This window comes from Chitinophaga sp. SYP-B3965, from assembly GCF_009647655.1.
GTDB lineage: Bacteria > Bacteroidota > Bacteroidia > Chitinophagales > Chitinophagaceae > Chitinophaga.
This window is the reverse complement of the sequence record NZ_WJFD01000001.1, coordinates 1,149,227-1,174,751: the sequence shown is the minus strand read 5'-3', so window position 1 is coordinate 1,174,751 and position 25,525 is coordinate 1,149,227. Positions and strand designations below refer to the sequence as shown.

The 25,525-nt window shown below is 46.6% G+C and carries 16 protein-coding genes; 6 read left to right on the top strand and 10 right to left on the bottom strand.

The features are described from left to right. The first annotated feature begins 40 nt into the window (after positions 1–40). Entirely contained in the window at positions 41–2,917 is a 2,877-nt protein-coding gene (locus GFS24_RS04555) for a TonB-dependent receptor (RefSeq protein WP_153658378.1), read from the top strand. A 99-nt stretch (positions 2,918–3,016) separates the two neighbouring features. Here the strand turns inward: GFS24_RS04555 and ychF are convergent, their stop codons facing one another. After that, the gene (gene ychF, locus GFS24_RS04550) at positions 3,017–4,120 is read right to left on the bottom strand and encodes a redox-regulated ATPase YchF (RefSeq protein ID WP_153658377.1); all 1,104 of its coding nucleotides are present in this window, start codon (positions 4,118–4,120) and stop codon (positions 3,017–3,019) included. A 144-nt stretch (positions 4,121–4,264) separates the two neighbouring features. Here ychF and GFS24_RS04545 point away from each other — a divergent pair, with 144 nt between their 5' ends. Then, positions 4,265–5,497 carry a nucleoside recognition domain-containing protein gene (locus GFS24_RS04545; protein ID WP_153658376.1) on the top strand — a complete coding sequence of 411 codons (1,233 nt, stop codon included), beginning with the start codon at positions 4,265–4,267 and terminating at the stop codon, positions 5,495–5,497. Positions 5,498–5,533: 36 nt separating this feature from the next. Further along, positions 5,534–6,790: a YeiH family protein gene (locus tag GFS24_RS04540; protein ID WP_153658375.1), complete on the top strand. Its 1,257-nt coding sequence runs from the start codon at positions 5,534–5,536 to the stop codon at positions 6,788–6,790. Between the two features lie 43 nt (positions 6,791–6,833). On the opposite strand, the gene GFS24_RS04535 is transcribed toward GFS24_RS04540, so the two are convergent. Both GFS24_RS04535 and GFS24_RS04530 read right to left on the bottom strand, forming a co-directional pair. After that, positions 6,834–7,130: a thiamine-binding protein gene (locus GFS24_RS04535; protein WP_153658374.1), complete on the bottom strand. Its 297-nt coding sequence runs from the start codon at positions 7,128–7,130 to the stop codon at positions 6,834–6,836. Continuing rightward, positions 7,123–8,658 carry a bifunctional GNAT family N-acetyltransferase/carbon-nitrogen hydrolase family protein gene (locus GFS24_RS04530; RefSeq protein WP_153658373.1) on the bottom strand — a complete coding sequence of 512 codons (1,536 nt, stop codon included), beginning with the start codon at positions 8,656–8,658 and terminating at the stop codon, positions 7,123–7,125. The genes GFS24_RS04535 and GFS24_RS04530 overlap by 8 nt, the downstream gene beginning before the upstream one ends. Before the next feature lie 70 nt (positions 8,659–8,728). Between GFS24_RS04530 and GFS24_RS04525 the strand changes: the two genes are divergently transcribed. Further along, positions 8,729–9,922 carry a glycosyltransferase gene (locus GFS24_RS04525; RefSeq protein WP_153658372.1) on the top strand — a complete coding sequence of 398 codons (1,194 nt, stop codon included), beginning with the start codon at positions 8,729–8,731 and terminating at the stop codon, positions 9,920–9,922. A gap of 22 nt (positions 9,923–9,944) precedes the next feature. Here the strand turns inward: GFS24_RS04525 and GFS24_RS04520 are convergent, their stop codons facing one another. Beyond that, on the bottom strand, positions 9,945–15,851 hold the full coding sequence (locus tag GFS24_RS04520) for a PKD domain-containing protein (RefSeq protein WP_153658371.1): 5,907 nt from the start codon (positions 15,849–15,851) through the stop codon (positions 9,945–9,947). A gap of 372 nt (positions 15,852–16,223) precedes the next feature. Between GFS24_RS04520 and GFS24_RS04515 the strand changes: the two genes are divergently transcribed. Both GFS24_RS04515 and GFS24_RS04510 read left to right on the top strand, forming a co-directional pair. Then, on the top strand, positions 16,224–17,582 hold the full coding sequence (locus tag GFS24_RS04515) for a lipopolysaccharide biosynthesis protein (protein ID WP_153658370.1): 1,359 nt from the start codon (positions 16,224–16,226) through the stop codon (positions 17,580–17,582). A gap of 3 nt (positions 17,583–17,585) precedes the next feature. Further along, positions 17,586–18,449 (top strand): beta-1,6-N-acetylglucosaminyltransferase, encoded by an 864-nt coding sequence (locus GFS24_RS04510; protein WP_153658369.1) that lies wholly within the window; start codon positions 17,586–17,588, stop codon positions 18,447–18,449. 35 nt (positions 18,450–18,484) lie between these two features. Here the strand turns inward: GFS24_RS04510 and GFS24_RS04505 are convergent, their stop codons facing one another. The 6 genes from GFS24_RS04505 to GFS24_RS04480 are packed head-to-tail and all read right to left on the bottom strand — an operon-like array spanning position 18,485 to position 25,496. Continuing rightward, a complete protein-coding gene (locus tag GFS24_RS04505; protein WP_153658368.1) occupies positions 18,485–19,252 on the bottom strand; it encodes a bifunctional 2-polyprenyl-6-hydroxyphenol methylase/3-demethylubiquinol 3-O-methyltransferase UbiG in 768 nt (255 codons plus the stop codon). Position 19,253: 1 nt separating this feature from the next. Further along, positions 19,254–20,381, bottom strand: a complete 1,128-nt coding sequence (locus GFS24_RS04500; protein WP_153658367.1) for a glycosyltransferase family 4 protein — start codon at positions 20,379–20,381, stop codon at positions 19,254–19,256. 1 nt (position 20,382) lies between these two features. Beyond that, positions 20,383–22,284 carry an asparagine synthase (glutamine-hydrolyzing) gene (asnB, locus tag GFS24_RS04495; RefSeq protein WP_153658366.1) on the bottom strand — a complete coding sequence of 634 codons (1,902 nt, stop codon included), beginning with the start codon at positions 22,282–22,284 and terminating at the stop codon, positions 20,383–20,385. Beyond that, a complete protein-coding gene (locus GFS24_RS04490; RefSeq protein ID WP_153658365.1) occupies positions 22,272–23,207 on the bottom strand; it encodes a glycosyltransferase family 2 protein in 936 nt (311 codons plus the stop codon). Before GFS24_RS04490 ends, asnB begins: the two co-directional genes overlap by 13 nt. After that, positions 23,188–24,399, bottom strand: a complete 1,212-nt coding sequence (locus GFS24_RS04485; protein WP_153658364.1) for a glycosyltransferase family 2 protein — start codon at positions 24,397–24,399, stop codon at positions 23,188–23,190. The genes GFS24_RS04490 and GFS24_RS04485 overlap by 20 nt, the downstream gene beginning before the upstream one ends. Continuing rightward, a complete protein-coding gene (locus tag GFS24_RS04480) occupies positions 24,399–25,496 on the bottom strand; it encodes a sugar transferase (RefSeq protein ID WP_216647357.1) in 1,098 nt (365 codons plus the stop codon). Before GFS24_RS04480 ends, GFS24_RS04485 begins: the two co-directional genes overlap by 1 nt. Positions 25,497–25,525 lie beyond the last annotated feature (29 nt).

The following is a 25,525-nucleotide window of genomic DNA, read 5'->3' as shown; positions in this document are numbered from 1 at the left end:
GTAATTAAGGTCAGCCAAATCCTCATTAAATTCTCACTTTATGAATTGCTATCTACCCAGGCAAGCATGGTTCATTGTTATGTTTATTTTTTTATGCCAGACAGCCTTCTCCCAAAACAGCCACACTATTTCCGGATCTGTAGTTGATGCCACCACAGGCAAAGGCTTGCCGGGCGTTTCTGTGTCTGTAAAAGGAGCCACTTCCGGTGCTATTACGGATGCCAACGGCGGTTTCAAATTCACCACCGGGCACTCCCTGCCGGTTACCCTGCAGTTCTCTTCCGTAGGGTACAAACCGGAAGAAGCCACTGTAACAGACGCTTCCGTGAATGTGAACATACAACTCTCTTCCACGGAGATCCTGGGGAAAGAGGTAGTGGTGTCTGCCAGCAGGGTGGCGGAAAGTATCCTTCAATCGCCTGTATCTATTGAAAAGCTGGACATCCGGGCCATCAAAGCCACGCCTGCTCCTTCTTTCTATGATGCGCTGGCCAATATGAAAGGCGTGGAAATGAGCACACAGAGCCTCACCTTTAAATCCGTTAACACCCGCGGTTTCAACAGCAATGGTAATACCCGGATGTTGCAGTTAATAGATGGAATGGATAACCAGGCGCCCGGTCTCAACTTCTCTGTAGGTAACATTGTAGGGATCACGGAACTGGATATGGATAATGTGGAAGTATTGCCCGGTGCAGCTTCTGCCCTATACGGACCCAATGCCCTGAATGGTATTGTATTATTGAACAGTAAAAGCCCTTTCCAGTACCAGGGCCTCAGCGCCAACATCAAAAGCGGCCTGCTCAATGAATCCGGCAGAACCAACAGCAGCACAGGATACTACGATGTGTCCATCCGTTATGCCAAAGCCTTCAATGATAAATTTGCCTTTAAGATCAACCTGGGTTATGTGAAAGCAGACGACTGGCAGGCATATGATATCCGCGACCAGAGCCTGCTCAACGGCAGCAAACTCAGCAACACCGGTCACACTGCCAACCCCGGTTACAATGGCGTGAACACTTACGGTGATGAAACGAATATAAACATGAAAGGGTCCTTACGCCCTGCTGCTATGACAACCGGTAATGCGCTCGGTAATGGTATTGCACAGCTCTCTGCTGCTACCGGCGGGCTCATCACACGTGATCAGATCTTCAATGCCATCATGCCGGATTCCAACAACGCTTATGTTTCCCGCACGGGTTACGCTGAACGTAACCTCGCAGATTATGATACCAAGAACCTGAAAGTAAATGTAGCCCTGCACTATAAATTCAACAGCAACCTGGAGTTACTGGGGCAGGGAAGTTATGGTACAGGTACTACTGTATATACCGGCGCAGACCGTTACTCCATCAAGAACTTCAAGATGGGGCAATACAAAATAGAACTGCGTGCTGATAACTTCTATGTACGTGGTTATACTACGCAGGAACGTTCCGGAGATTCTTATGCTATCGGTACTTTAGGCGCCGGTATCAATGAAGCCTGGAAACCCAGCACTACCTGGTTCCCCCAATATTTCGGTACTTATGCCGGTGGTGCTTTAACCACCTTCAGCACGGTATTCCAGCAGCAAATAGGGCAAGGCCCCGCCGCTGCTTTTGCCGCAGCAACAGCTGCCGCTCAGGGCGGTGCAGCCAGCTACCACGCTGCAGGAAGAGCTGCAGCAGATCAGGGCCGTTTATTACCCGGTACACCAGAGTTTGATGCCGCTGCACAAAAAGTAAAAGACAAATCCATCCCCGGCGATGCAACCGGCGTTGGTGCTAAATTCAACGATAAAACCAATCTCTACCAGGCAGAGTTCATGTACAATTTCAAGAACCAGATCTCCTTTATGGAACTGATGGTGGGCGGAAATTACAGGACTTATGATCTTAATTCAGACGGTACCATCTTCGCAAAAGATGATAACGGAGAAGAATTCAAGATCCAGGAATATGGTGGATACGTGCAGGTAGGTAAAAGATTACTGATGGATCACCTGAAGGTTACCGGCGCCTTGAGATATGATAAGAACGAAAACTTCGCCGGTCAGTTCAGCCCCCGCCTTTCTGCTGTATATACTTTCCTCCAGACACATAATCTCCGCGCTTCTTATCAGACAGGTTTCCGCATCCCGCATTGCCAGGATCAATACATAGATCTGCTCACGCCACAGGCAAGGCTCATAGGTGGTTTGCCATTCCTGCGCGAAAGATATGGCCTCAATACAGGCCCGGTATATACACTGGAATCCGTACAGGCAGGCGCTCCGCAACAATATACTTTCAGAGAATTCAAACCTGAAAAGATAGTAGCGTTTGAGTTGGGATACAAAGCCCTCATCGCTAATAAACTGGTGATAGATGCTTACATATACACCAATACTTTCAAGAACTTCAACGGTACACAGATCCTGGTGCAGCCCACCAGTGCTACCACACGGAATATCTATTCTATCCCCGTGAATTATGAAAAAGACATCAAGTCATGGGGATGGGCGCTGGGATTGGATTACAATCTCCCGCAACAATTCGTGGTGGGTGCTAACGTATCTTATAACGAACTCAGCAATGAAAAAGACCTGGGCAGTTTCAAGGCCATGTATAATACACCTAAAGTGCGGTATAATATCTATGTCGGCAACCGGAACATCGCCAGATCTTTCTTCAGCTTCAACGTTACCTGGAGATGGCAGGATAGCTTCATCTGGTCTTCTTCCTTCGTAGGCCCTGCTGTAAATGCAATGAACATGGCAGAAATTCCTTCCTACGGTACACTGGATGCACAGGTGAGCAAACTGTTCCCCAAACCTAAGGTGACCGTGAAAATAGGTGCTGCCAACCTTACGCAGAACGTTTACATTCAGTCATGGGGCAACCCATCCGTTGGCGCACAATATTATGCGTCCATTGGTTATAATCTCTAGCTTACACTTGCTTAATGCCATAATAGCGAAGGCCCCCCGGATTTCCGGGAGGCCTTCTGATTTGTTGTAACCCTCATGATTGCTCATGGGTATCTTTGTCTATACGTTGAAGCGGAAATGCATCACATCTCCGTCGCTCACCACGTATTCTTTTCCTTCAATGCGTAAACGGCCATTATCGCGGGCAGCAGCTTCAGAGCCAAACTTCACATAGTCATCATAAGAGATCACTTCTGCTTTAATGAATCCTTTCTCAAAATCAGTGTGGATCACACTCGCAGCCTGCGGTGCTTTCCAGCCTGTATGAATGGTCCATGCACGTACTTCCTGCACACCGGCAGTAAAGTAAGTGATCAGGTCCAGCAATTTGTAAGCAGAACGGATCAGGCGGTTCAGGCCCGGTTCTGTAAGACCGTATTCAGCAAAGAACAATTCTTTATCTGCAGGATCTTCCAGTTCGGTGATCTGTGCTTCAATAGAGTTGTTCATGATGATCACCTGTGCATTCTCCGCTTTCACTGCTTCTTCCAGTGCTTTAGAGAATTTGTTGCCCGTATGCAGTGATGCTTCATCCACATTGGCTACATATAACACCGGCTTTTCCGTGAGTAAGAACAGGTCTGCAATAGCTACCTTTTCTTCTTTGGACAAGCCCAGTTCGCGGATGTTCCTTCCTTTCTCGAGGTGCTCCTGGCAACGTTTCAGTATTTCAAATTCTACTTTCGCTTTAGGATCGCCACCGGTGCGGGCCATCTTTTCAGTACGTGCTACTTTCTTCTCCACACTTTCCAGGTCTTTCAGCTGCAGTTCCGTATCAATGATGTCTTTATCGCCCACAGGATTGATCGGTCCTTCTTCCCGGAGGATGTTCTCATCTTCAAAACAGCGGATCACGTGTACGATCGCATCTACTTCGCGGATGTTGGCCAGGAATTTATTTCCTAAACCTTCCCCTTTGCTGGCGCCTTTTACGAGGCCGGCAATATCTACAAACTCCATCGTTGTGGGAACGGTACGGTTAGGCTTCACCAGCTCTTCCAGTTTTGAGATCCGATGATCCGGAACATCCACCAGGCCTACGTTCGGCTCGATAGTACAAAAACGATAGTTGCTGGCTTGCGCCTTCGCGCTGTTGGATACAGCGTTAAATAAAGTGGACTTTCCTACGTTCGGTAATCCTACAATTCCTGCTTGCAAAGCCATTTCTTAAAAAAATTTGCGCAAAGATAGTGCATCTCAACGAGTAATAGCGTGTTAAAATTTACTATTTTGGCTCCCGGTTAGCTTTGTGTTAATTCGTAACTGATTGAAAATGATGCTAAACCGGTTCTAAACAAACCAGATATTATGGCTTTAAACTATGTATGGATCGGCTTCTTTGTGATTGCTTTTATCGTAGCATTATTCAAATTAGTCGTTTTAGGGGATACCCAGATCTTTGGGCAGATGACGGAGGAACTGTTTAAAAGTGGTAAAACAGGCGCTGAAATAGCCATCGGTTTAACCGGTGTAATGACCTTCTGGTTAGGCATTATGAAGATCGGTGAAAAGGCAGGTATGATTGAAAAGTTTGCCCGCTTCGTAAGCCCGCTCTTCTCTAAACTGTTCCCGCAGATCCCGCCAAAAGACCCCGCCATGGGTTCTGTGGTCATGAATTTTTCCGCCAATATGCTGGGGCTGGATAATGCAGCTACCCCTATGGGACTCAAAGCCATGAAACAATTGCAGGATGTTAATCCGGATAAAGATACCGCCAGCAATGCACAGATCATGTTCCTGGTACTGAATACAGCCGGGCTTACCATCATCCCCACTTCTGTGATGGCAGTGCGGTTAACGATGGGCGCCGCTAATCCTGCAGATATCTTCATTCCCACCATGATAGGTACCTTCATCTCTTTTTTATCGGGCATGTTAGCGGTAGCCATGTATCAGCGCATCAACCTGTTCCGTTTACCGGTATTTGTTTTTATAGGTGGGTTTATAGGCCTCATGTACCTGTTATATCTGTGGATGCGCAATATGCCATCGGAGCAGATAGCCACCAATACAGCCATGATCGGTGGCATACTGATCTTTTCTGTGATCATTTCCTTCCTTGTGCTGGGGTTCATTAAAAAGATCAATGTATACGATGCCTTTATAGAAGGCGCAAAGGAAGGTTTTACCACCGCCGTAATGATCATCCCCTATCTCGTGGGTATCCTCGTAGGTATTGCTATCTTCCGTGTAACCGGCTGCCTCAACTTTATAACAGATGGCATTGGCATTGTAGTAGCATGGATGGGATTCAATACGGATTTCGTACCCGCATTACCGGTAGGGATCATGAAAACCTTCAGCGGCGGCGGCGCACGCGCCCTTATGATCAGCACCATGGAAACCTATGGTGTAGATACATTTGTTGGCCGGCTAAGCTGCATCATGCAAGGCTCTACAGAAACCACCTTCTACATCCTTGCATTGTACTTCGGATCCGTGAACATCAAAAAAACAAGGCATGCCCTCGCCTGCGGATTGATCGCTGATGTGGTTGGCGTTATCGCCGCCATCATTATCGGGTATATCTTCTTTCATTAAACAGACCACCAGGTATCACCATCATATTACTAAAGAATGAACCAAAAGAAAACATTACATGAGGACTGGATTGCCGTGATACTGGCATTCGCCAGCATTGCACTGATCTGCGCCGGGCTCCATCCCGCTATGCCAAAATTTGAATGGAATGACGGTAACTCACTCCTGGCAAAACTTTCAGACACCAGTAACCTTCTAAAAACAGGTGGCCTGTTCCTATGGGTATTAGGCAGCCTTCTCATCGCATTCCTGCTGAGTGGCAAACGCATCAGTATCCGGTTGATCATTGGTCTCGTAGCTATCATGGCCATCTCTATGTTCGCACAGGTATTCACCGGCAATGTGGCCGTGAAAGACCTGGGCATTGAGATCGTGTTGTTCAGTCTGCTGCTGGGCCTGTTCATCAGCAATGTGCTTGGTGTGCCGGAGTGGTTAAGACCTGTATTACAAACAGAACTGTTCATCAAAACAGGATTGGTATTACTGGGTTCCGGCATCATCTTCCAGGAGTTAATTAAAGGCGGCGGATTAGGCGTACTGCAATCCGTAGTGGTGGTATTCACCGTTTGGTATTTCACCTTCTGGTTATGCAAACAATTCAAACTGGATGATGAATTCAGGATGATGATCTCCAGCGCCGTATCTATCTGCGGCGTATCTGCAGCTATTGCTACTTCCGGTGCCATTGAAGGAGATAACAAGAAACTCTCCCACGTGATCTCACTCGTATTGATCGTGGCTATTCCCATGATGATCTTCATGCCCTATGTAGCTATCTGGATGGGCATGTCCCCTGCCGTAGCAGGTGCATGGCTGGGTGGCACCATTGACACCTCCGGTGCGGTGGTAGCAGCAGGTACCATGCTGGGAGAAGAAGCATTGAAATATGCCACACTGGTGAAGTTCTCACAGAACGTATTACTCGGGCTGGCAGCTTTCTTTATTTCTGTATGGTGGTCCTATTCCAAAAAAGAACTCAACCAGCCGAAGCCTACCTTACGTACCATCTGGGACCGCTTCCCGAAATTTGTGCTGGGCTTTATACTCGTGTCTCTCCTCTTCTCTTTCGGATTACCGGGCACGTTAGTGAAAGAAGTGAAAGGAAACATCAAAGACCTGCAAACCTGTTTCTTTGCACTGGCATTTGCCTGCATAGGCCTGGAAACAAAGTTCACAGATATCTTCAAAATGGAGAACGGGCGGCCTGCTATGGCATTCATCATTGCGCAGGTGTTCAATATACTCGTTACGCTGGGTATGGCTTACCTCGTGTTTGGAGGAATAAAATCTTAAAAAAAAAGGGGGATGTTCTAATCGAAACATCCCCCTTTTTTATCTAATCATATTTCCCCGTCTTATCCTCAATACTCACATCTCCCCCACTATTGTTCTGTATCTTAATAAACACCAGTATCTGCCCCGCACCGGCCTTAAAACACACCTCCTGTGCCTGCTTCACTACTTCCATCAACTGATCGTAGGTGCCTTCCATCACGGTCTCAAACGGACACACCCTGTATTTCACGCCGGAGTTATGGATCACGGCAATCGCTTCGTCTACAACAGCGTATACTTTATCCGCTGCTACCTGCGGCAGGATCTGCAACGCCAGGTTGATAATATGATCATGCATTGTCTTCTTTTTTCTTTAATACTACTTCATAGAGATCATGCCGCATATCCTTCAGCGTTTGTACGCTTCCGAAAGCATGCAGCTCTTTTAATAACACCAGGTCCACATCCGCCACTACGATCATTTCTGTGTTAGGTGTGGCATCTGCTTTCACCCCTGTTACCGGAAATGCAAAATCAGAAGGTGTAAGCACCGCAGACTGCGCATATTGCAGGTCCATATTGGTAACCCTCGGCAGGTTCCCTACACAACCGGCAAGCGCCACGTAACATTCATTTTCGATAGCCCTGGCCTGCGCACAGAACCGCACCCGGTTATAACCATTCTGCGTATCCGTGAGGAAAGGAACAAACAGGATCTGCATCCCTTCTTTCGCCAGGATGCGGCCCAGTTCAGGGAACTCCACATCATAACAGATCAGGATGCCTACCTTACCGCAATCCGTATCAAACACATGAATATCATTCCCGCCTTTCATTCCCCATGCACTGATCTCACTGGGCGTTGGATGTATTTTGATATAGTGGTCCCAGGTACCATCCCTGCGGCAGAGATAAGCGATATTATACAACTGCTCGTCTATCACAATAGGCATGGTGCCTGTAATGATATTCACGTTATAGGATACGGCCCATTTTGAAAATTGTTCCCGCAATCCTTCTGTATATTTAGCCAGCCCGCGGATGGCCGCTGCCGGGCCCAGCTGGTTGAACTCCAGCATCAGTGGCGCATTGAAGAATTCAGGGAATACCACAAAATCCGCCTGGTAATCACTCACCGCATCTACAAAAAACTCCACCTGCTGCAGCAATCCATCCATACCATTATAGTCGCGCATCTGCCATTGCACCAGGCCAATGCGTACCGTGGATTTATTATAACGGATGGTATCCTGGTCTTTCTCATAATAGATATTGAACCATTGCAGCAAAGTAGCAAAGCCTTTGGAGGCCTCATCCATAGGGAGGTAATTACGAAGGATCTTCTTTACGATGAAATCATTGGAGAACTGGAAAGTAAGTGTAGGATCATAGATCTCTTTGTCCCGCACTTTCTCAATATAATCCCTGGGCGTCAGCTGCTCTGCATACTTCTCATAATTGGGAATGCGGCCGCCCGCTACAATACCTTCCAGGTTTAAATGCTCGCACAACACTTTACGGGCATCGTACAACCTGCGTGCAAGACGTTTGCCCCGGTAATCAGGATTCACAAAAACCTCAATGCCATATAATGTATCCCCTTTGGGATTATGCGTGCTGAATGTATAATGACCCGTAATTTGCTCATACGTGTGATCATCCCCATACTTCTCATAATCCACAATGATAGATAATGCACAGCCTACCACTTTCCCGTTTACGGCAACGGCTATCTGCCCTTCCGGGAACAGTGTGATCAGCCGCTGAATAGTGCCCTCGCGCCAGTAACTGCCCTGCATATCTGCATATGCGGACACCATGGACTCTTTCAGGTCCATGTAATCCTCCGCCGTCAGTGGGCGGACTTCAATCGTTTCTTCTGCCATAATATTGGAAAGTTAAGAAAATTATATTTGCTTACATTTGTGCCTTAATTTTCCCCATCCTTCCAACTTTATGATTATTCAGAACAGAGACATTGTAATTGTAGGTTTACAACCCTGGTATACCAAAATAGGCAGTAACTGCAAGAACATTGCGCTGGAGTTTTCCCGTCACAATAGGGTGTTATACGTAAATTCAGCATTAGACCGCCGTACGGTATTGCTGAGCAGCAAAGACCCGGACATTGCAGAACATATACAGATCTCAAAAGGAAAAGGAGAAAACCTGCTGAAAGTACAGGAGAATTTCTGGAACCTCTACCCCAAACGGATATTGGAATCCATCAGCTGGCTGCCTTTCACCGGCGCCTTCATGCTGGGCAACCGGATCAATAATAAAAGATTTGCCAAAGATATACAGGAAGCCGTGGATCAACTGGGCTTTAAGGACATCCTCCTTTTCAACGACAATGATATCTACCGCGGTTATTACCTGAAAGAATTCTTAAAACCCGCCCAATACATTTACTATAGCCGGGATAACCTGGTGGCCATGGATTTCTGGAAAAAACATGGTGCCACCCTGGAACCGAAACACATTGCCAAAGCAGACGTGGCCGTAGCCAATTCCCTCTACCTCACGGATATGCTGAAACAGTATAATAAGAACAGCCACTATGTAGGCCAGGGCTGTGACCTCCGTTTATTCGATCCCGCAATAGCCTTGGAAAAACCCGCTGAACTCGAAGGACTCAAAGGCCCGGTGATCGGGTATGTAGGGGCTTTAACAGCCATGCGCATAGATCCAGCCATCCTCATGTATATCAGTCAGCAGCGGCCGGATTGGAACGTGATACTGGTAGGCCCGGAAGACGAAGTGTTCCAGCAATCCGCTTTGCACCAGCAACCCAATGTTCATTTCCTGGGGCGGAAAGATATGGCTGCATTGCCCGCTTTCCTGCAGCATTTTGATGTATGCCTCAACCCGCAGTTAGTGAACCCCATCACCATCGGTAATTATCCTTTAAAGATAGATGAGTACCTGGCCATGGGTAAACCTTCTGTAGCCACCGCTACCAAAACAATGGAACTGTTTGAAGGTTATGTGCACCTGGCAAAGTCCGTAGAAGAATATGTGCCCTTGATAGAAAAGGCCCTGCAGGAAAATGATCCCAGGCTAACAGCGGCGAGGATCGCATTTGCACGATCACACACCTGGGAGAATTCAGTAGAAGGTATTTATAAAGCAATAAGCGGGACCCATTAGGTCCCGCTTATTTATTTCTTAGCTAGTGTCCGATCTTTATAAACTGTTTCGACCATCGTTTAAACTCTGTCGTTCCCACCACATTCAGGATGTATTGACCACTTGGTAATTCGTTCACCGGAATATCTTCCTGTAACCTGTCTATGAAGTTAGTGGTCATTTGTTTCTTCAGTTTGCCACTCATATCATAGATCTCTATCGTCACCTTATGTGTTCCTTTCCTGTAAAGCGTCAGCCTTGCAAAACTACTGGCCGGATTAGGCGTCAGGCTGCTGGAATCATCCTTAGCCGCGGTGTTGTCATCCACAACCACCACTTTGAAAGAGGAAAGTGATTTGCTGCCTTTATTATCCGTTACCGCCAGCTGGAAGAGGTATTCTCCCGCGATCAGGCCGGTAATATTCGTCTGTGATTTTTGCGCATCCCACACAAGGCTGTTATTAGGTCCGGAAAGCTGGATCCATTCGTAAGTGCTGATCGTTCCATCAGTGTCATAAGACCCTGCACCGTTAGCAGTGATCATATTCGTTGGCAGTGCTATCTCCAGGTCTCCCTGCGTAACAGCTACCGGCGGTTTGTTTTCAGCAGATTGTACCGGCAATACGGTGATCGTTACTCTTGCAGTAGCCGTAGCATTTGAATTATCCGTTACCGTTAGTTCAAACACATATTGCCCTTCTACAGTAAGGTCCGTAATAGCCGTACTCATGGCGTTCGGCGAACCTACAGCACCTGCAGGGCCGCTTATCTTCTTCCAGCTGTAACTGGTGATCATACCATCTTCATCAGTAGAAGAACTACCGTCAAGAGAAGTACCTGTTACCGGCAGAATGATGGTGAGACTACCATTCACCCTGGCAGTAGGCAGTTTATTAGCCGCAGAGTTCACCACTACTTTTACCTGTACGGAACTGGTAGCGTTGTTATTATCTTTTACAGTGAGTTCATACACATATTGACCAACAGCCGTGAGGTTCGTGATATTCGTTTTCGCAGCCGCAGGAGACGCAATGGTTGCTGTAACAGGACCACTTAATTGTTTCCATGCATAAGATACAATAGTACCGTCAAGGTCTACAGAAGAACTACCATCTACAGTGGCGGAATTAGCCGGAGCAGTAATGTTCACATCTCCGCTGGTTTGTGCCACCGGTGGTTTATTCTGTATAGCCGCATTCACAGTGATCGTAATATTGCTGGATGCACTTAATCCCTGGTTATCTGTTACCGTGAGTTCATACACATATACCCCTTCCAGTGTATACCCTGTTACCGTTGTTTTGCTGGCATTGGTAACCGTGATGTTACCGCTGGCAGGCCCACCCAGTTTTTTCCAGGAATAAGCAGCAATGGTGCCATCCGGATCAGAAGAAGTACTGCCATCCAGTTGTACGCTGTTCACCGGCAATGTGATGCTGGCATTCACGCCTGCTCTGGCCACAGGGGGCTTGTTTGCACCGCCTGCTACTACAACCACTGTTACCAGGTCTGTAACGGTAGCACCTCTGTCGTCCTTCACACTTAATTCGTATACATATTCACCCGCAAGGGTTAAACCTGTGATCGTTGTTTTGCTGGCAGCCGCCGTAGTGATAACACCTGCGTTCGGTCCACTCAGTTTCCTCCAGGCCCAGGTGGCAATAGTACCATCCGGATCGTAAGAAAGAGAGCCATCCACCTGCGCGCTGTTAACCGGCAGTGTAATGCTCACATCCGGGCCTGCATACACGATCGGCAGCTGATTTACACCAGGCAATACCGTCACCTTCACATAGTCTGTTTCTCTCGCACCTGAGTTATCTATCACTTCTAACTGGTACAAATAATCCCCTGCAAGTGTTAAACCGGTCACAGCCGTTTTGCTGGAGGCTGCGTTAGCGATAGCACCTGCTGCCGGGCCGCTTATTTTCGTCCAGGTATACTTGCTGATCGTGCCATCCGGGTCAGAAGATGCAGATCCATCTAATTGTACATTACTTACAGGCTGGGTGATCGTAATATCAGCACCTGCGTTGGAAACCGGTTTTTTGTTGGTAGCCGCATTCACCGTGATCGTAACATTGCTGGAAGTACTCAGCCCCAGGTTATCAGTCACAGTCAGTTCATACACATACACACCATCCAGCGTATACCCTGTTACCGTTGTTTTGCTGGCAGTGACAGTAGTAATAGTGCCGCTGGCAGGGCCACCCAGTTTTTTCCAGGAATAAGTAGCAATAGTGCCATCAGGATCAGATGAAGTAGAACCATCCAGTTCAACACTGCTCACCGGCAGGGTGATGCTGGTATTGATCCCTGCTCTGGCTACAGGTGGCTGATTAGCCCCTCCTACTATTACCACCACTTTTACCTGGTCTGTAACAGTAGTACCACTGTTATCCTTCACCCCTAATTCGTATACATATTCACCCGCAAGGGTTAAACCTGTGATCGTTGTTTTATTAGCATTGGCCGTAGTGATAGCACCACCGGCAGGACCACTTATTTTAGTCCAGGTGTAATTGGTAATAGTGCCATCCGGATCAACAGAAGCAGATCCGTCCAGCTGTGCGGTGCTGGCAGGGAGTGTAACAGTTACATCTGCTCCGGCATTGGCAACCGGTGGCTTATTAGCCGCAGCTGCTGCTACCGTGATCTTCACCTGGGAAGTAGCAGTAGCACCACCATTATCCGTCACCTTTAATTCGTACACATAATCACCTTCAAGCGTTAAACCAGTTACCGCCGTTTTATTGGCAGCGGCTGTGGTGATAGCACCGGCAGCAGGGCCGCTCAGCTTCGTCCAGGCATAAGTACTGATCGTACCATCCGGGTCAGCAGAAGCAGAACCATCCAGCTGTGCAGTGTTCACAGGCAGTGTGATGGTCACATTCGTACCTGCATTGGCAACCGGCAGTTTGTTGGCCGCGGCCAATACCGTCACCTTCACCTGGTCTGTAGCACTGGTACCGCCATTATCTTTCACGCTTAGTTCATATACATATTCACCGGCTATGGTTAAGCCGGTAACAGTTGTCTTATTAGCTGTACCTGTAGTGATAACACCGGCAGCAGGGCCGCTGATCTTCGTCCAGGTATAATTGGTAATTGTTCCATCGGGATCAGCAGAAGCAGAACCATCCAGTTGTGCAGTAGTAACGGGCAGCGTAATAGATACGTCTGCACCTGCACTGGCAACGGGCGGTTTATTGGCGCTCGCGCCCTGCACTGTAACCGTCACCTGTTTGGCATTGGTGAGGCCACCGTTGTCTGTAACCGTGAGCTCATATACATATACACCATCCGCAAGGCCTGATACAATGGCATTGCTGGCGGTGATGTCATCAATTGTTCCGGATACCGGGCCAGCTACCTGCTTCCATAGATAACTTACGATCACCCCATCCGGATCAAGGGAAAAACTACCCGTTAATTGTGTGCTATTGGAAGGCAGTACCAGCGTAACATTCGTACCTGCATCAGATACAGGCGGTTTGTTGGCTGCAGCCAGTACATTCACTGTTACCAGGTCTGTTGAAGAAAGACCGGCATTATCTGTTACTTTCAGTTCAAATACATAAGAGCCTACTTTCAAACCGGTCAGTTGCGTACTTGCACCGTTAGCTGTAGCAATCGTAGCTGCAGGGCCGCTCACTTTCTTCCATGCATAAGTGGCAATCGTACCGGAGGAAGCGCTGCCATCTAATGTGGTCGTATAATTATCAGCAGGTACCAGCATCTTATCTGCGCCGGCATTGGCAACAGGTAAAGGAGCAGCACTGCCGTTGAATTCGAATGCACCGGCATCAAAAGAATTATTCACGGGCCGGGCTTTGCCATCAAAGTCATTGGTTAAAGCAAGATCAGCCATGTTCCTGCCAACGTCTATAGCACCGGAACCTGTCTGCAACCTGAAATCTCCCGCCAGCGGGTTCACGAACTTACCTTCCTCCAGCGTTTTGAAATTCACGTTGTTCTTGAAATCATAGAGGATAGGCTGCGCGCCTTTCACATAATAACCCGTCATAGGATCATCCCATTGTGTGCCGGGAGCTACTACTACGTTATTATAGATCTTATGACCCAGTTTAGTTTCATAACCATAGACCTTAATACCATTCACACCGGTATTATAGATCGTGTTATTATAGATGTAAGCAGTGGCCGGATCAAACAGAGGTTTATCCGCCACATTGATCCCTTCATAATGAATATCCGTTACTACGTTGTTGTACACATAGTTAATCCCGGAACCAAAAATTTCAATACCGGAATTATATCCCTTACTCACAAAATTGCTATAGATACGGAGGCTGCTGCCTCCGCCCGACAAAATGCCATAGCCGTGTGCAGAGTTGCGGGCCATGGCATAATTAACAACGCGATTGTTATAAACCCTGTTGTCACCATTATAAGCAGTGGATATCTGGATACCATCACTGCCCATATTTTCCAGGTTGTTATTATAAACAGAAAGATTCTCGATGAGATGTGATTTCATATCCACACAACTACCTTCTGTATAGAGATAATGTGTGTTACCGATATAAAAACCTTCCCATGCAGAGTTGCGGCACATCAGATCGTGGATCTTTACATTCTTCATGGTGAAGCTGCCATCCAGCCATTCAGGATGGGCGCAGGTTTGCAGGGTTTTAGCCTGCAGGAACATACCTGCATCATGAATGTAAGCATGGTGCACATCAAAATCAGAAGTACCATTACCGAAGAACATGCCGAACATTTTCATGCCGTTCTTGTTGGTACCATTCACATCAAAACCATATTCAATACCGGCAGCGCCGTTACCTTCTACTTTAAAATATTTACACGTACTTAATACAAAACTTGCAGCAGTGGCAGAGCTGTTCACACCTGCTCTTACAAGTCCTCCGCAGTTAGTGATGATAATAGGTTTCGCTTCAGTGCCCAGCAGTCTTCCAAAATGGATATACTCATAATCACCCGGAGGGATACACAAAGTATCTCCTGCCGTTACCCCTAACTGGGTCATGGCGTTATCGTAATAAATAATGTTGGTGGAAGAAGGATTAACAGTGATGCGTTTATTGCCCGGAGGTGGTGGTGGAGGCGGCGGCGGTGGCTGTACCACCGTTCCCCTCGTATACTGCAACATCCACTCATATACGTTCAATCCTGTTTGAGGATCTTTATAATTAGGATCGTATGTTTTACTCCAGGCATCATGAGAACCACTGCTGAATATCGTTATCAATGCTTTTGGATTACCACCGGCAGCATTGATCCCATTCACCCAATCATGCGAATATTGTACAGGTACTGTTGGGTCCTTGTCATTATGGAAAGCAAATACCGGCATGTTAATGCTGGCGATATTAGCCTGTAAACTCGGCGTTCTGGGTGCATCATTAGGATTCCAGGCACCACACACTACTACAGCAGCAGCAAACATCTTCGCTTTCTCTGTATTCTCAGAAATAACACCCCATGCAACACCGCCACCCATACTCAGTCCAGTCATGTACACCCTGCTCTCATCAATACGGTAGATTGTTTTCAGATAAGCCAGTAATTCATGTACATCATTGCCACCAGGCCATGTTTTAAACTGCGGAGAGATGACGATAAAGGAAAAAGATTGTCCGTTACTGGTAAAGGAAGCAGGGAATTTACCCTGGTTGATCAACTTGGGAGGACCATTCTGCAATACTGCTGATAAGGGAGTGGTCATGTTAGCACCAGCCAGTTCACCCACACCATGCGCAAATATTATAACGGGATATTTTTTGGTAGTAGTGGCGTAGTCAGCCGGCAGGGATTCGTAATAACCTGCGAGATTATGTACCGGAGCCCCGGCGGGGATAGTTTTTGGAACTTGCTGGGCGTTGGCCTGCAAGCTGAGAGATATAAAGGATAAATAGCAGAGACAGCGGACACACCATCCCCTTATCTGATAGAATTTCTTCACAATAATTTGGTTTTTCTAGTATGGATTTTTGTCTGGTCCGAACCGGACCCCTTGCCTTGTGTCTTAATCACCCCTCTATTCCTCTTAGCCTAATGCACGTACTTATACTTGTTTACAAATAAAAGAAAATTTATCCAATACAGATGTTAAAAAAATAAATATCTATTAGCTTTAATAATAAATTATTTATTATTCTTTTCGTACGCAGCTGATAATGTATCAGTTATTAATATTAACGTACATTTTCCACTTATTTAATTTATAATTTAATAAACTTGCATCCTGAATTAACCTCGTTCCATTTGTTTTTAATCGATATCCTGCTAGAAACCAGATCATTGTAATAAAATTTAATTTATCTAATAATCACATATGATATCAAGGCTTTTATCCCTGACCAGGAATAAGCAATTTTCATCGTTGTTAGGCAATCTGGTTTCTGCATTTTTCAACCTCTTTTCTTTTTGGATCATTGTAAGGATCCTGGGCCGGGATGATGCATCCGGTAAAATAGACCTGAAAGAATTTGGCCTGTGGGTAATATTCACCAATAACTATAATATCCTCGATCAGATCCGCACCGGCCTGCTGCAATCCGGTGTGATCAAGTTTTATGCGGGCGCTGATATGGAAACTGCCCGCAAAGTGTCCGGCGCGGCCTGGCATGTATCTTTGCTCATCACTGGCGCATATGTGGTGCTTGGCTTTGCTGCATATTTTGTAACGTATTCTTTCATGGACGATACATGGCGTATGTTCATTCCATGGTTAGGTATCCTTACCTTATTATCGCTGCCCATGAATTTTGCCACATGGGTTTTACAGGCAGAGAACCGTTTTAATAAGATCGTATATATCAGGGTGGCGCAGAATGGTTCTTTCGTAGTGCTCCTTGCATTGCTATGGTGGTTTAACATGGTATCGCTCCCCAATGTGTTATATGCATACAGCACCTCCATGGTCATCTCCAGCGTGTATTGCCTGCTGATGAAATGGACAGGCATCCGCAACATTGTTTACCGCACCAGGGAACATGCGCTGGAACTTTACCGGTTTGGCCGGCTGATCATTGGCAGCATGGTATCTTCCTCCCTGATCAATAACACCAATAACTTCGTCATCCTTAAAATGCTGGGGGCCGCACAGGTAGCACTTTTCGCCATCCCTCAGAAATTCATGGAAGTGATTGAGATCCTCCTCCGGAGTTTTGTAGCCACGGCACAGCCAACTTTATCCGCTGCTGCCAACCGGGGTGATAAACAAGCCGTAGCCATTGCCTTCTGCAGGTACACCGGCACCGTTACCTTACTGATCCTGCCTGCTATCATCTTCATGCTGATCTTTACGGAACCGCTGATCGTTATCCTGGCAAAAAGTAATTACCTGGGCTCAGCCGCCGTAGTACGGATCACACTGATCAGCGCCATCCTCTGGCCGCTGGATCGCTTCAACGGTGTTACGCTGGATATGATGGGCCTGGCGCATGTGAACTTCTACAAGAACATACTGAAAATGATCCTCAACGCCATCTTTGCGGTGGTACTGGTATGGATCTTCCCCAATATTATTTCAGTAGCACTGGCTACCATACTGCACATCCTCTTTGCTGTCGGATATGGTTACTATGTGATGAAAAAACATATGTCCGTGCACCTGAAAGACCTCTGGCATTACGGCTGGATGGAGTTTAAAGTACTGGTAGGAAAAGCCTTCAAACTCAAGCATACCTAATTTATGAGAATAGCGTTCATCATCCTGGCGCATAAGCAACCGGCGCAATTACACCGGCTTTTAACGAAGCTGCAACACCCCGGCATTGATTGTTTCGTACACATAGATGCAAAATGCAACATAGAAGATTATGCTGCCGCACTTGCCCTGCCACAGGTATATACCGTAACACCGCGTGTGGATGTTACCTGGGCCGGATGGGGTATTGTGCAGGCCACGCTGAACGGTATGGAAGCTACCCGCAACTCCGGTAATTCCTACACGTATATCACCATGCTCAGCGGCCAGGACTATGTGATCAAAACAGCAGATCATATCTGGCAAACGCTTACACAACCAAACAAAAAACAATACATCGGGCTTATCACGGAAGAAGAATTAAAACCCATGATGTCCAAGGTGGATAACTATCACCTGGTAGAATATAACTTCCCCGGCAAGTTTAAGTTCGCGAGCCTGCTCACGAAAATACTGCCCGCACGCAAACCGCCATTCGGCCTCAAAATTCACTCCGGTTCTGCCTGGTGGACGTTGACGCAGGATTGTGTGAATTACCTGCTGGATTACATCCGGGAACGCCCTAAACTGGTGCGTTATTTCAAACTCACCTGGGGTTCTGATGAATTCATCTTCCAGACCATTTTAATGAGCAGCCCTTACAAAGAAGCGGTAACTGGTTATGACCTGCATTATATCGACTGGGGCAAGGATCGCGCAAAAGGACAAAATCATCCCAAAACACTGGGATTGGAAGACGTGGACAAAATGCTGCAAAGCGACCGGCTGGTTGCACGAAAATTTGAGATGGATAAAGATCCAGGCTTGCTGGATAAAATTGACACAGAACTAAAAAGGCTGTTCTCTTAACGAGAACAGCCCTGTGGTATAATTATAAAAAAACACTAGACTCTTTTCTTCCACAACGTATTAAATCCGCCGGTAAAACCAATAGGCAGGATCTCCGCTACTTCACAATCCAGCTTCTGCAGGAATTTGATCCGCTTGGTGAGCAGGGAAAAAGGAAATACGTCTTCCACAAAATTCGTTTTCGCAAACTTGATGATCTGGTAATTGTTTGTTTGCGCAAGGTTCAGCAGATCCTTACGGGTAAAGAACTGTACGTGATCCAGGTTATCTGCCTGTGATTGTACCGTAGTACCTTTAAACCCAAGCGCGCTCTTTATTTTATTGAGGAACTTCCACATACCGGGGTTATTCCTGGCTTTCAGCATAGGCCTTGTTACACACAGTTCCCTTGGACCCACGCCATTGGGTACGGTCACTACCAGCAAACCGTTATCCTTGATGGTATCATATATTACACGCAGTAATTTTTCAGGATGATCCAGGTGCTCCAGCACTTCGCTGCAGATCACTGCATCATACTTCTCCCCTGCTGCTGTGAGTGCTTCTGCACTGATGGCTTCAAAGCGCACATTAGGCAGCGTGTTCTTAGAGCGGGCTACATCAATTGTTTTCTGGCTGATATCAATGCCTAACACATCATAGCCAAACTGGCCAAGATGGCGGCTGATAACGCCGTTACCGCAGCCTACGTCCAGTACACGGCCATTTTCAGGAATTTCTTTCTTGAGGTTCTCTGCAATAAATTTCAATCGCTTGATATCCGCGATACGTTCATATTCGTAGGTGATCGTTGCTTGTGTCATGTCAGTTGTGGTAAAGCTGTTGATATATTTTCTCAATTTGCCGTGTCATACCAGATACCGTGTATTTACTCCGTATCGTATCCATGGCACGTTGTTGTAATTGTCCTCTCAGGGTTTGGTCTTTGGCCAGTTTCACAATGGCCGCAGCCAGTGTTTCGCTGTTCTTTGCAGGTACCAGCAATCCATTGTCTCCATCCTGCACTGCTTCGCGCGTTCCATCCACATCGCTGGCAATCACTGCTTTTCCCATGGCCATTGCTTCCAACACACCTATCGGGAATCCTTCCCATAAGGAAGGCAGGCAGTAAATGTCCACCCCTTTTAATACCGCCGGTACATCCTGGCGGAAGTTATCAAAGATCACGTGATCTGTTAAGTTCAGTCTGCGGGCAGCTTCCAGGGCTGCATCTTTCAGTTCCCCTTCTCCTATCATCAGCAGTTTCATTTGCGGATACTGCTTCAGCGCGAGGCTGAAACCTTCCAGCATGCCTACAGGATCTTTTTGCAGCGTCATCCTGGCAATATAACCGATCACCAATTGATCTGCTGTTATGCCGTAAGCCGCTTTCACATCCGGGTATTCCGCACCGGGATTAAATTTAACCGGGTTCACACCATTCTTGATCACAACGGAATCAAACCTGCCAAAGGTTTTAATACCCGTTTCCCGATTGGAATCTGATACACAGATATTCACCTGCGCTTTACGCGTAATGAACTTCTCTGCTGCAATACGCGCTCTTTTGATCAATGGATTCAATCCATCGTGAAAAGACCAGCCATGGATCGTGTAGATCAATGGCAAACCTAATCTGCGCGCCGCCCACATCACATTCGTATTGGCACGGGTGCCATGTACGTGTACAATATCTATCTTTTGATCTGCAAGGAATTGGCGTACTTTCTTCCAGATACTGATGTCAAATGCTTTTTCGCTGGCAATCACAAACACCGGTATGCCGATAGCTGTTAATGCCTGCACCATAGGCCCGTCTGTGAAAGAAAGCACCACCGGTTCAAACAATTCGCTGTCCATTGATTTCACGAGGTCCAGCACATGGCTTTCTCCCCCTCCTATCTTACCCTGGCGGATGGTTTCTAATACTCTTATTTTACGGCCCTGTTCCATGTTACAGCTTTTCGATCCAACGGTCATACCATAACTGGAACACCAGTATATTCCACAATTTCTGATGGCTTACCTTACCCCCATCCAGGTATTTCTTCAGTAGTTCCTGTACATGCGTTGCATTGAACAATCCTGACTTTTGCAGGCGTTCAGGGGCCAGGTAATACTGCATCTGATCTCTCAGATCATCTTTGAACCATTCCTGCAAAGGTGCTATGAAAGGCCGTTTAGGGCGGTCCATCATAGATTTGGGAATGTATTTATGCACGATCGTTTTAAGGATGTATTTATTGGTTTGCTCTTTCACTTTCAACGCTGCCGGCACGGTAGCCAGGAATTCCAGCAAACGATGGTCCAGCATCGGTTCGCGGCCTTCAATGCCTACGCTCATGGTAGCACGGTCCACTTTCACCAGGTTATTATCTACCAGGAAAGTACGGTAGTCAATAGCCAGCAATTTATTCAGCGGATCGTTGATAGCACTCAGCTCTCCGTTCAGGTCAAAGTTGGTTTTATACTTGCCCGTAGCAGAACCCATGTAATAAGCCGCTTCACTTTCCGTCATGTACTGGCTGATGTATTTCAGTGCCTGTTGCGGTTTACCATCCTGCCAGATCATTTTCATCTTTTCATACCGGGAAGCAAAGTTGTACTGCTTGTTAAAGTAAGGGATCACTTCCGGTTGTATCACACTCATTGCTGCACCCAGTAATGATTGTACCGCTCTTGGCAGCTGGCTCGTATATTTAATGGCCTGGTTAAACTTATTATATCCGGCAAACAGTTCATCACCACCGTCTGCAGACAATACCACTTTCACATCCTTGCTCGCCAGTTTGCTCACCAGTGTGGTGGGCACCGTAGAGTTGTCCGCAAAAGGTTCATCATAGATCTCCGGCAACTGATGTAATACATCTTTTGCATCCGCAGCGCCAATGATCCATTCTGTATGGTCCGTACCCAGGTGACGGGCTATTTTCTTTGCTTCCGCAGATTCATCCCATGCCTTTTCCTTGTAACCGATCGTGAAGGTTTTGATGCGGCTGCCGGAACCTTCCTGCAGGATAGCGGCCACACTGGCGCTGTCATATCCGCCACTCAGGAACACACCTACCGGTACATCAGATACCATGCGGTATTGATAGGCACTCTTCATCAGCTCTTCTGTATGTGCAATCACATCGCGCTCAGAGAGTTTTGTTTCCGGTTGCTTGTAAGCATCCAGCACGTTCCAGTACTCTGTTTCTACGGGTTCTGCTTTTTGCAGGTTCAGCGTGAGGAAATGCCCTGGTTTCAGTTTATAAGTATTCCTGTAAACCGTGTATGGTGCAGGGATATAGCTGTATTGCAGGAAAAGGGAAACACTCTTTTCATCAATGTCTTTATGGAAGGCAGGATGCTCTACAAAACTCTTCAGTTCAGAAGCAAACAGGAAGAGGTTCTCATGCCAGTAGTAGTACAAAGGTTTTACCCCTGCCCTGTCCCGGCAAATGAACACTTCGCCTTTCTGTTCATCGAAAATAACAAAGGCATACATGCCGATGCATTTGTCCATCACTTTCTCCTGCCAGCAATCAAAGCCCTTCAGCAACACTTCTGTATCTGTACCGGAAGAGAAGGTATAACCCTTTGCTTCCAGTTCTTTGCGTATTTCCTTAAAATTATAGATCTCTCCGTTGAACACCATGCTGTATTGCTTAAAGTGCATTGGCTGGTGACCGGAGCTGCTAAGATCGAGAATAGATAACCTGCGCTGGCCGAGCCCTATAACAGCACCGTTGCTGTTATAACATTCGTAACCTGCGTCATTAGGACCACGGTGCAATAACACATCTGTCATTTTTTGCAGCGTATCCTGACCTGATTTTTGTGAAAAATCAATAAACCCTGCTATTCCACACATAAGTCGGTAGGTTTTTTAAGATGTTGGATATTCCAGAAGATGCCCCGCCAAAAAGCTTTCAGGTGAATGCCTTCTCTTTTAAAGAGGAACCGGAGGGTATTTTTGGGTATCGTTAAGAATGTAAAATATAACATAAAACCCAAACGTCCCTTCATAGTTGTATTTCTTCTCATAAATAACAACCTGTTCCTCGTAATGAAGTACGTTTTTAAAGGGCTGTTTTTACCGGTGGTCATAGACTCCTTGTGGTAAATAAGCGATTTGGGCTGGTAATATATCTTGTAACCGTTCCTTTTAAATTGCTCGCACCAGTCAAACTCCTCATAATAAAGGAAAAACACTTCCGGCATGAGGCCCACTTTCTCTATCGCTTCGCGGGAGATCATCATGGCGCCGCCGTGTGCATAGTTGGTGGCAGAGATCGTATCGTACTGGCCATTGTCTATTTCGCGGCAGCCGATCATGGCATTCCTGCCTGTGAGCGGATCTACTTTCTGGTAACCGGCATACTCAATGGTGCCTTTATGGAAGAAGTAATGGAATTTGGGACTCACTACCCCGGCATCCGGGTATTGTTCAAATATCTCGATCAGGCCTTCTATCAGCCCATCTGTAAATTCCGTGTCGTTATTTACCAGGAAGAGGTAACTGCCGGAAGCGGCTTTGATACCCAGGTTGTTTCCCCCGGCAAAACCCAGGTTCTTTTCACTCCGGATCACTTTAATGGAGGGGGAAACATTCAGAAGTGCCGCGGTGGGGTCTTCCCTGGAAGCGTTGTCCACCACGATCACTTCGATATTATGGTAGCTATTTTGTTTGAGGGAAGCCAGGAGTTCACATGTTACAACCGAATTATTGAAATTCACTGTAATAATAGACACCAGGGGCTTACTACTATTATGTTCAGTTCTTACGGGTTCCATGGAGTAAAGGATTATCGATATCTGTTTTATTATGCTGTGTATGTATGAAGGTATTGTTGGCTCCTTTTAAGCGGAAAACCAGCATCACCATGATACCTATTGCTTTTGGCAGTATCAGCAGGGCCGTGAAAAAATATTTACGGTAAAATATCAAAGGCAAAGGCAAAGCCAGGCTGATAGCATTCATCACAAACAGGATGGCCCAGGCAGTGAAAGGGATCCATGTATAAGCATGGAAGATGGCGCTCAGCAATGTCAGCAGGCAAATAGAAGCGATCAGCAGCATGCGCGGCAGCATCAGGTTATGGCAGAAGGAAAGATTGAAGTAATCAAAATTCCCTGCAAACAGTGCCCTCAGCCCTTTCTTCCAGAATTTACGCAGGTACACGAACTGGCTGGAGATCCATCTTCTGCGCTGGTTACTGAAAGCATTGGGATTCTCAATCTTTTCGTCAAAGATGAGGGCATCTTCCAGGTAATATACCTTATGCCCCAGCGTCACCATTTCCAGTTGCAGGATCTTATCAAAACCACCCGTAGCGTCTATCCTTTGCATCACGTCTTTGATCAGCGGGAAGTGGAAAGCCATACCGGAGCCTATTACAGAAGAGGATAACCCTACTGCGTTGGCGCCTTTACGGTAAATATGATTGGCAATGATCTCGTTAGCGGTATCCAGTACGGCAAATGGTGTTTCCAGGTTCTTGGCCACCCTTTGCGCCTGTATCACATGTTCCCCATCCAGGTAAGCCCTGTTGATCTTTAAAAGGAAGTCCGGCTCCAGCATATTGTCCGCATCGCAGATCAATGCCAGGTCGTAATTATCGCCTATCTGGCTGAAAGCCATGTTCAGGGACCTGGCTTTTGTGCTTTTATCAAAAGAAACGGGTAATACTTTAACAGCAAATGCTTTCAGTAACTCCAGGGTTTCCGGCTGAAGGGAATCTGCGATCACGATCACATCATAGCGGGAAGCAGGATAGCGTAACTGGGCGTAACTTTTGGCGGAGGACAATATAATACTGTCTTCCTTATACGCAGGTACCAGGATGGCAACTCTGCTGTAAGTTTCGGGTTCACTGATGTCTGTCTGTTTGCGGGTTACAATCTTACCTGCAATAGAAAAGAACAAATTGTACAGTACGCATCCGGCTAAGTAGGCAAATAAAATAATCTCTAAAAATGCAATCATTATACGTTATCTTTTTGAATAAGCGCTAACGGCGTATTCACGATCAACCACATATCGTAAGTAAATGAATTCTTGTAAGTATAGTCAATATCCAGGCTGATGCGTTCTTCTACAGACATCTCTTTCTTGCCTCTTTTGCTGATCTGCCATAATCCGGTGATACCGGCAGGCGCCAGGAAACGTTCCACCCACACATCTGTAGTTAAAGTTGTGGCTTCGTACAAAGGTAAGGGTCGGTTGCCAACTAATGACATATCTCCTTTTAATACATTGAACAGCTGTGGCAGTTCATCCAGGCTGCTGTTCCTTAAAAAGTTGCCGAATTTGGTGATCCTTGGATCGTTGGACACTTTGTAGAACACAGGACCTGAGTCGTTTGCGTCATACTGGTTCAGGTGCTTCAGGTCCTTCAGCTTCTTATCCGCATCTGGTACCATGCTCCTGAACTTGTAAAACTTAAATACTTTATAATTACGACCGGCTCTTTTGGAAGAATAAAAGATGGGGCCTTTGGATTCCATTCTGATGGCAGCTGCTATAAGCAGCATAATGGGAGATGCCACGATCAGGCCAAGGGAGGCAGCTGTGATATCAAGGCCACGTTTCAGGAACACATTCACATAGTCCTTCTTGTATTTGATCACTTTGGGAGCCTGCAATTTGTCCGGTATAGCCTGGAGGCGCTTGATCTTCTTTACGAAGTCAATTTTGGTGAACAGTTGACGTTCCATGCACTCCCGGGTAATGATCTCATCAATAAAAAGATTCTTCTTAACAAATGTTTTGAGGGGTTCTGTTACGGTATCAGCGTACAGAAAAAACGGGATGGATTTCAGGATCTGATGAGATTCAAAATAGGCTGACCATTTTTTGCATGCAGCTTCGCATTGTTCGTTGTACTGAACAATGATCACAGAGGGAACAGTCCTGTTAACATTAAGCATTTCCATGATCTTCCTTTGTGCGGCAACAGTGTCCTCCACCATACAGTAATTGTAGTATGGAAGCAGGTTGGTTGCTTGCAGGGATGCTCCGACAATCATCACGATCCTCTCTTCTTTGGCAATCTGAGAAAGATCTGTTGCTTGCCTGCTCATGTTATTTCGCCCAATGGACGGGGCCTCTA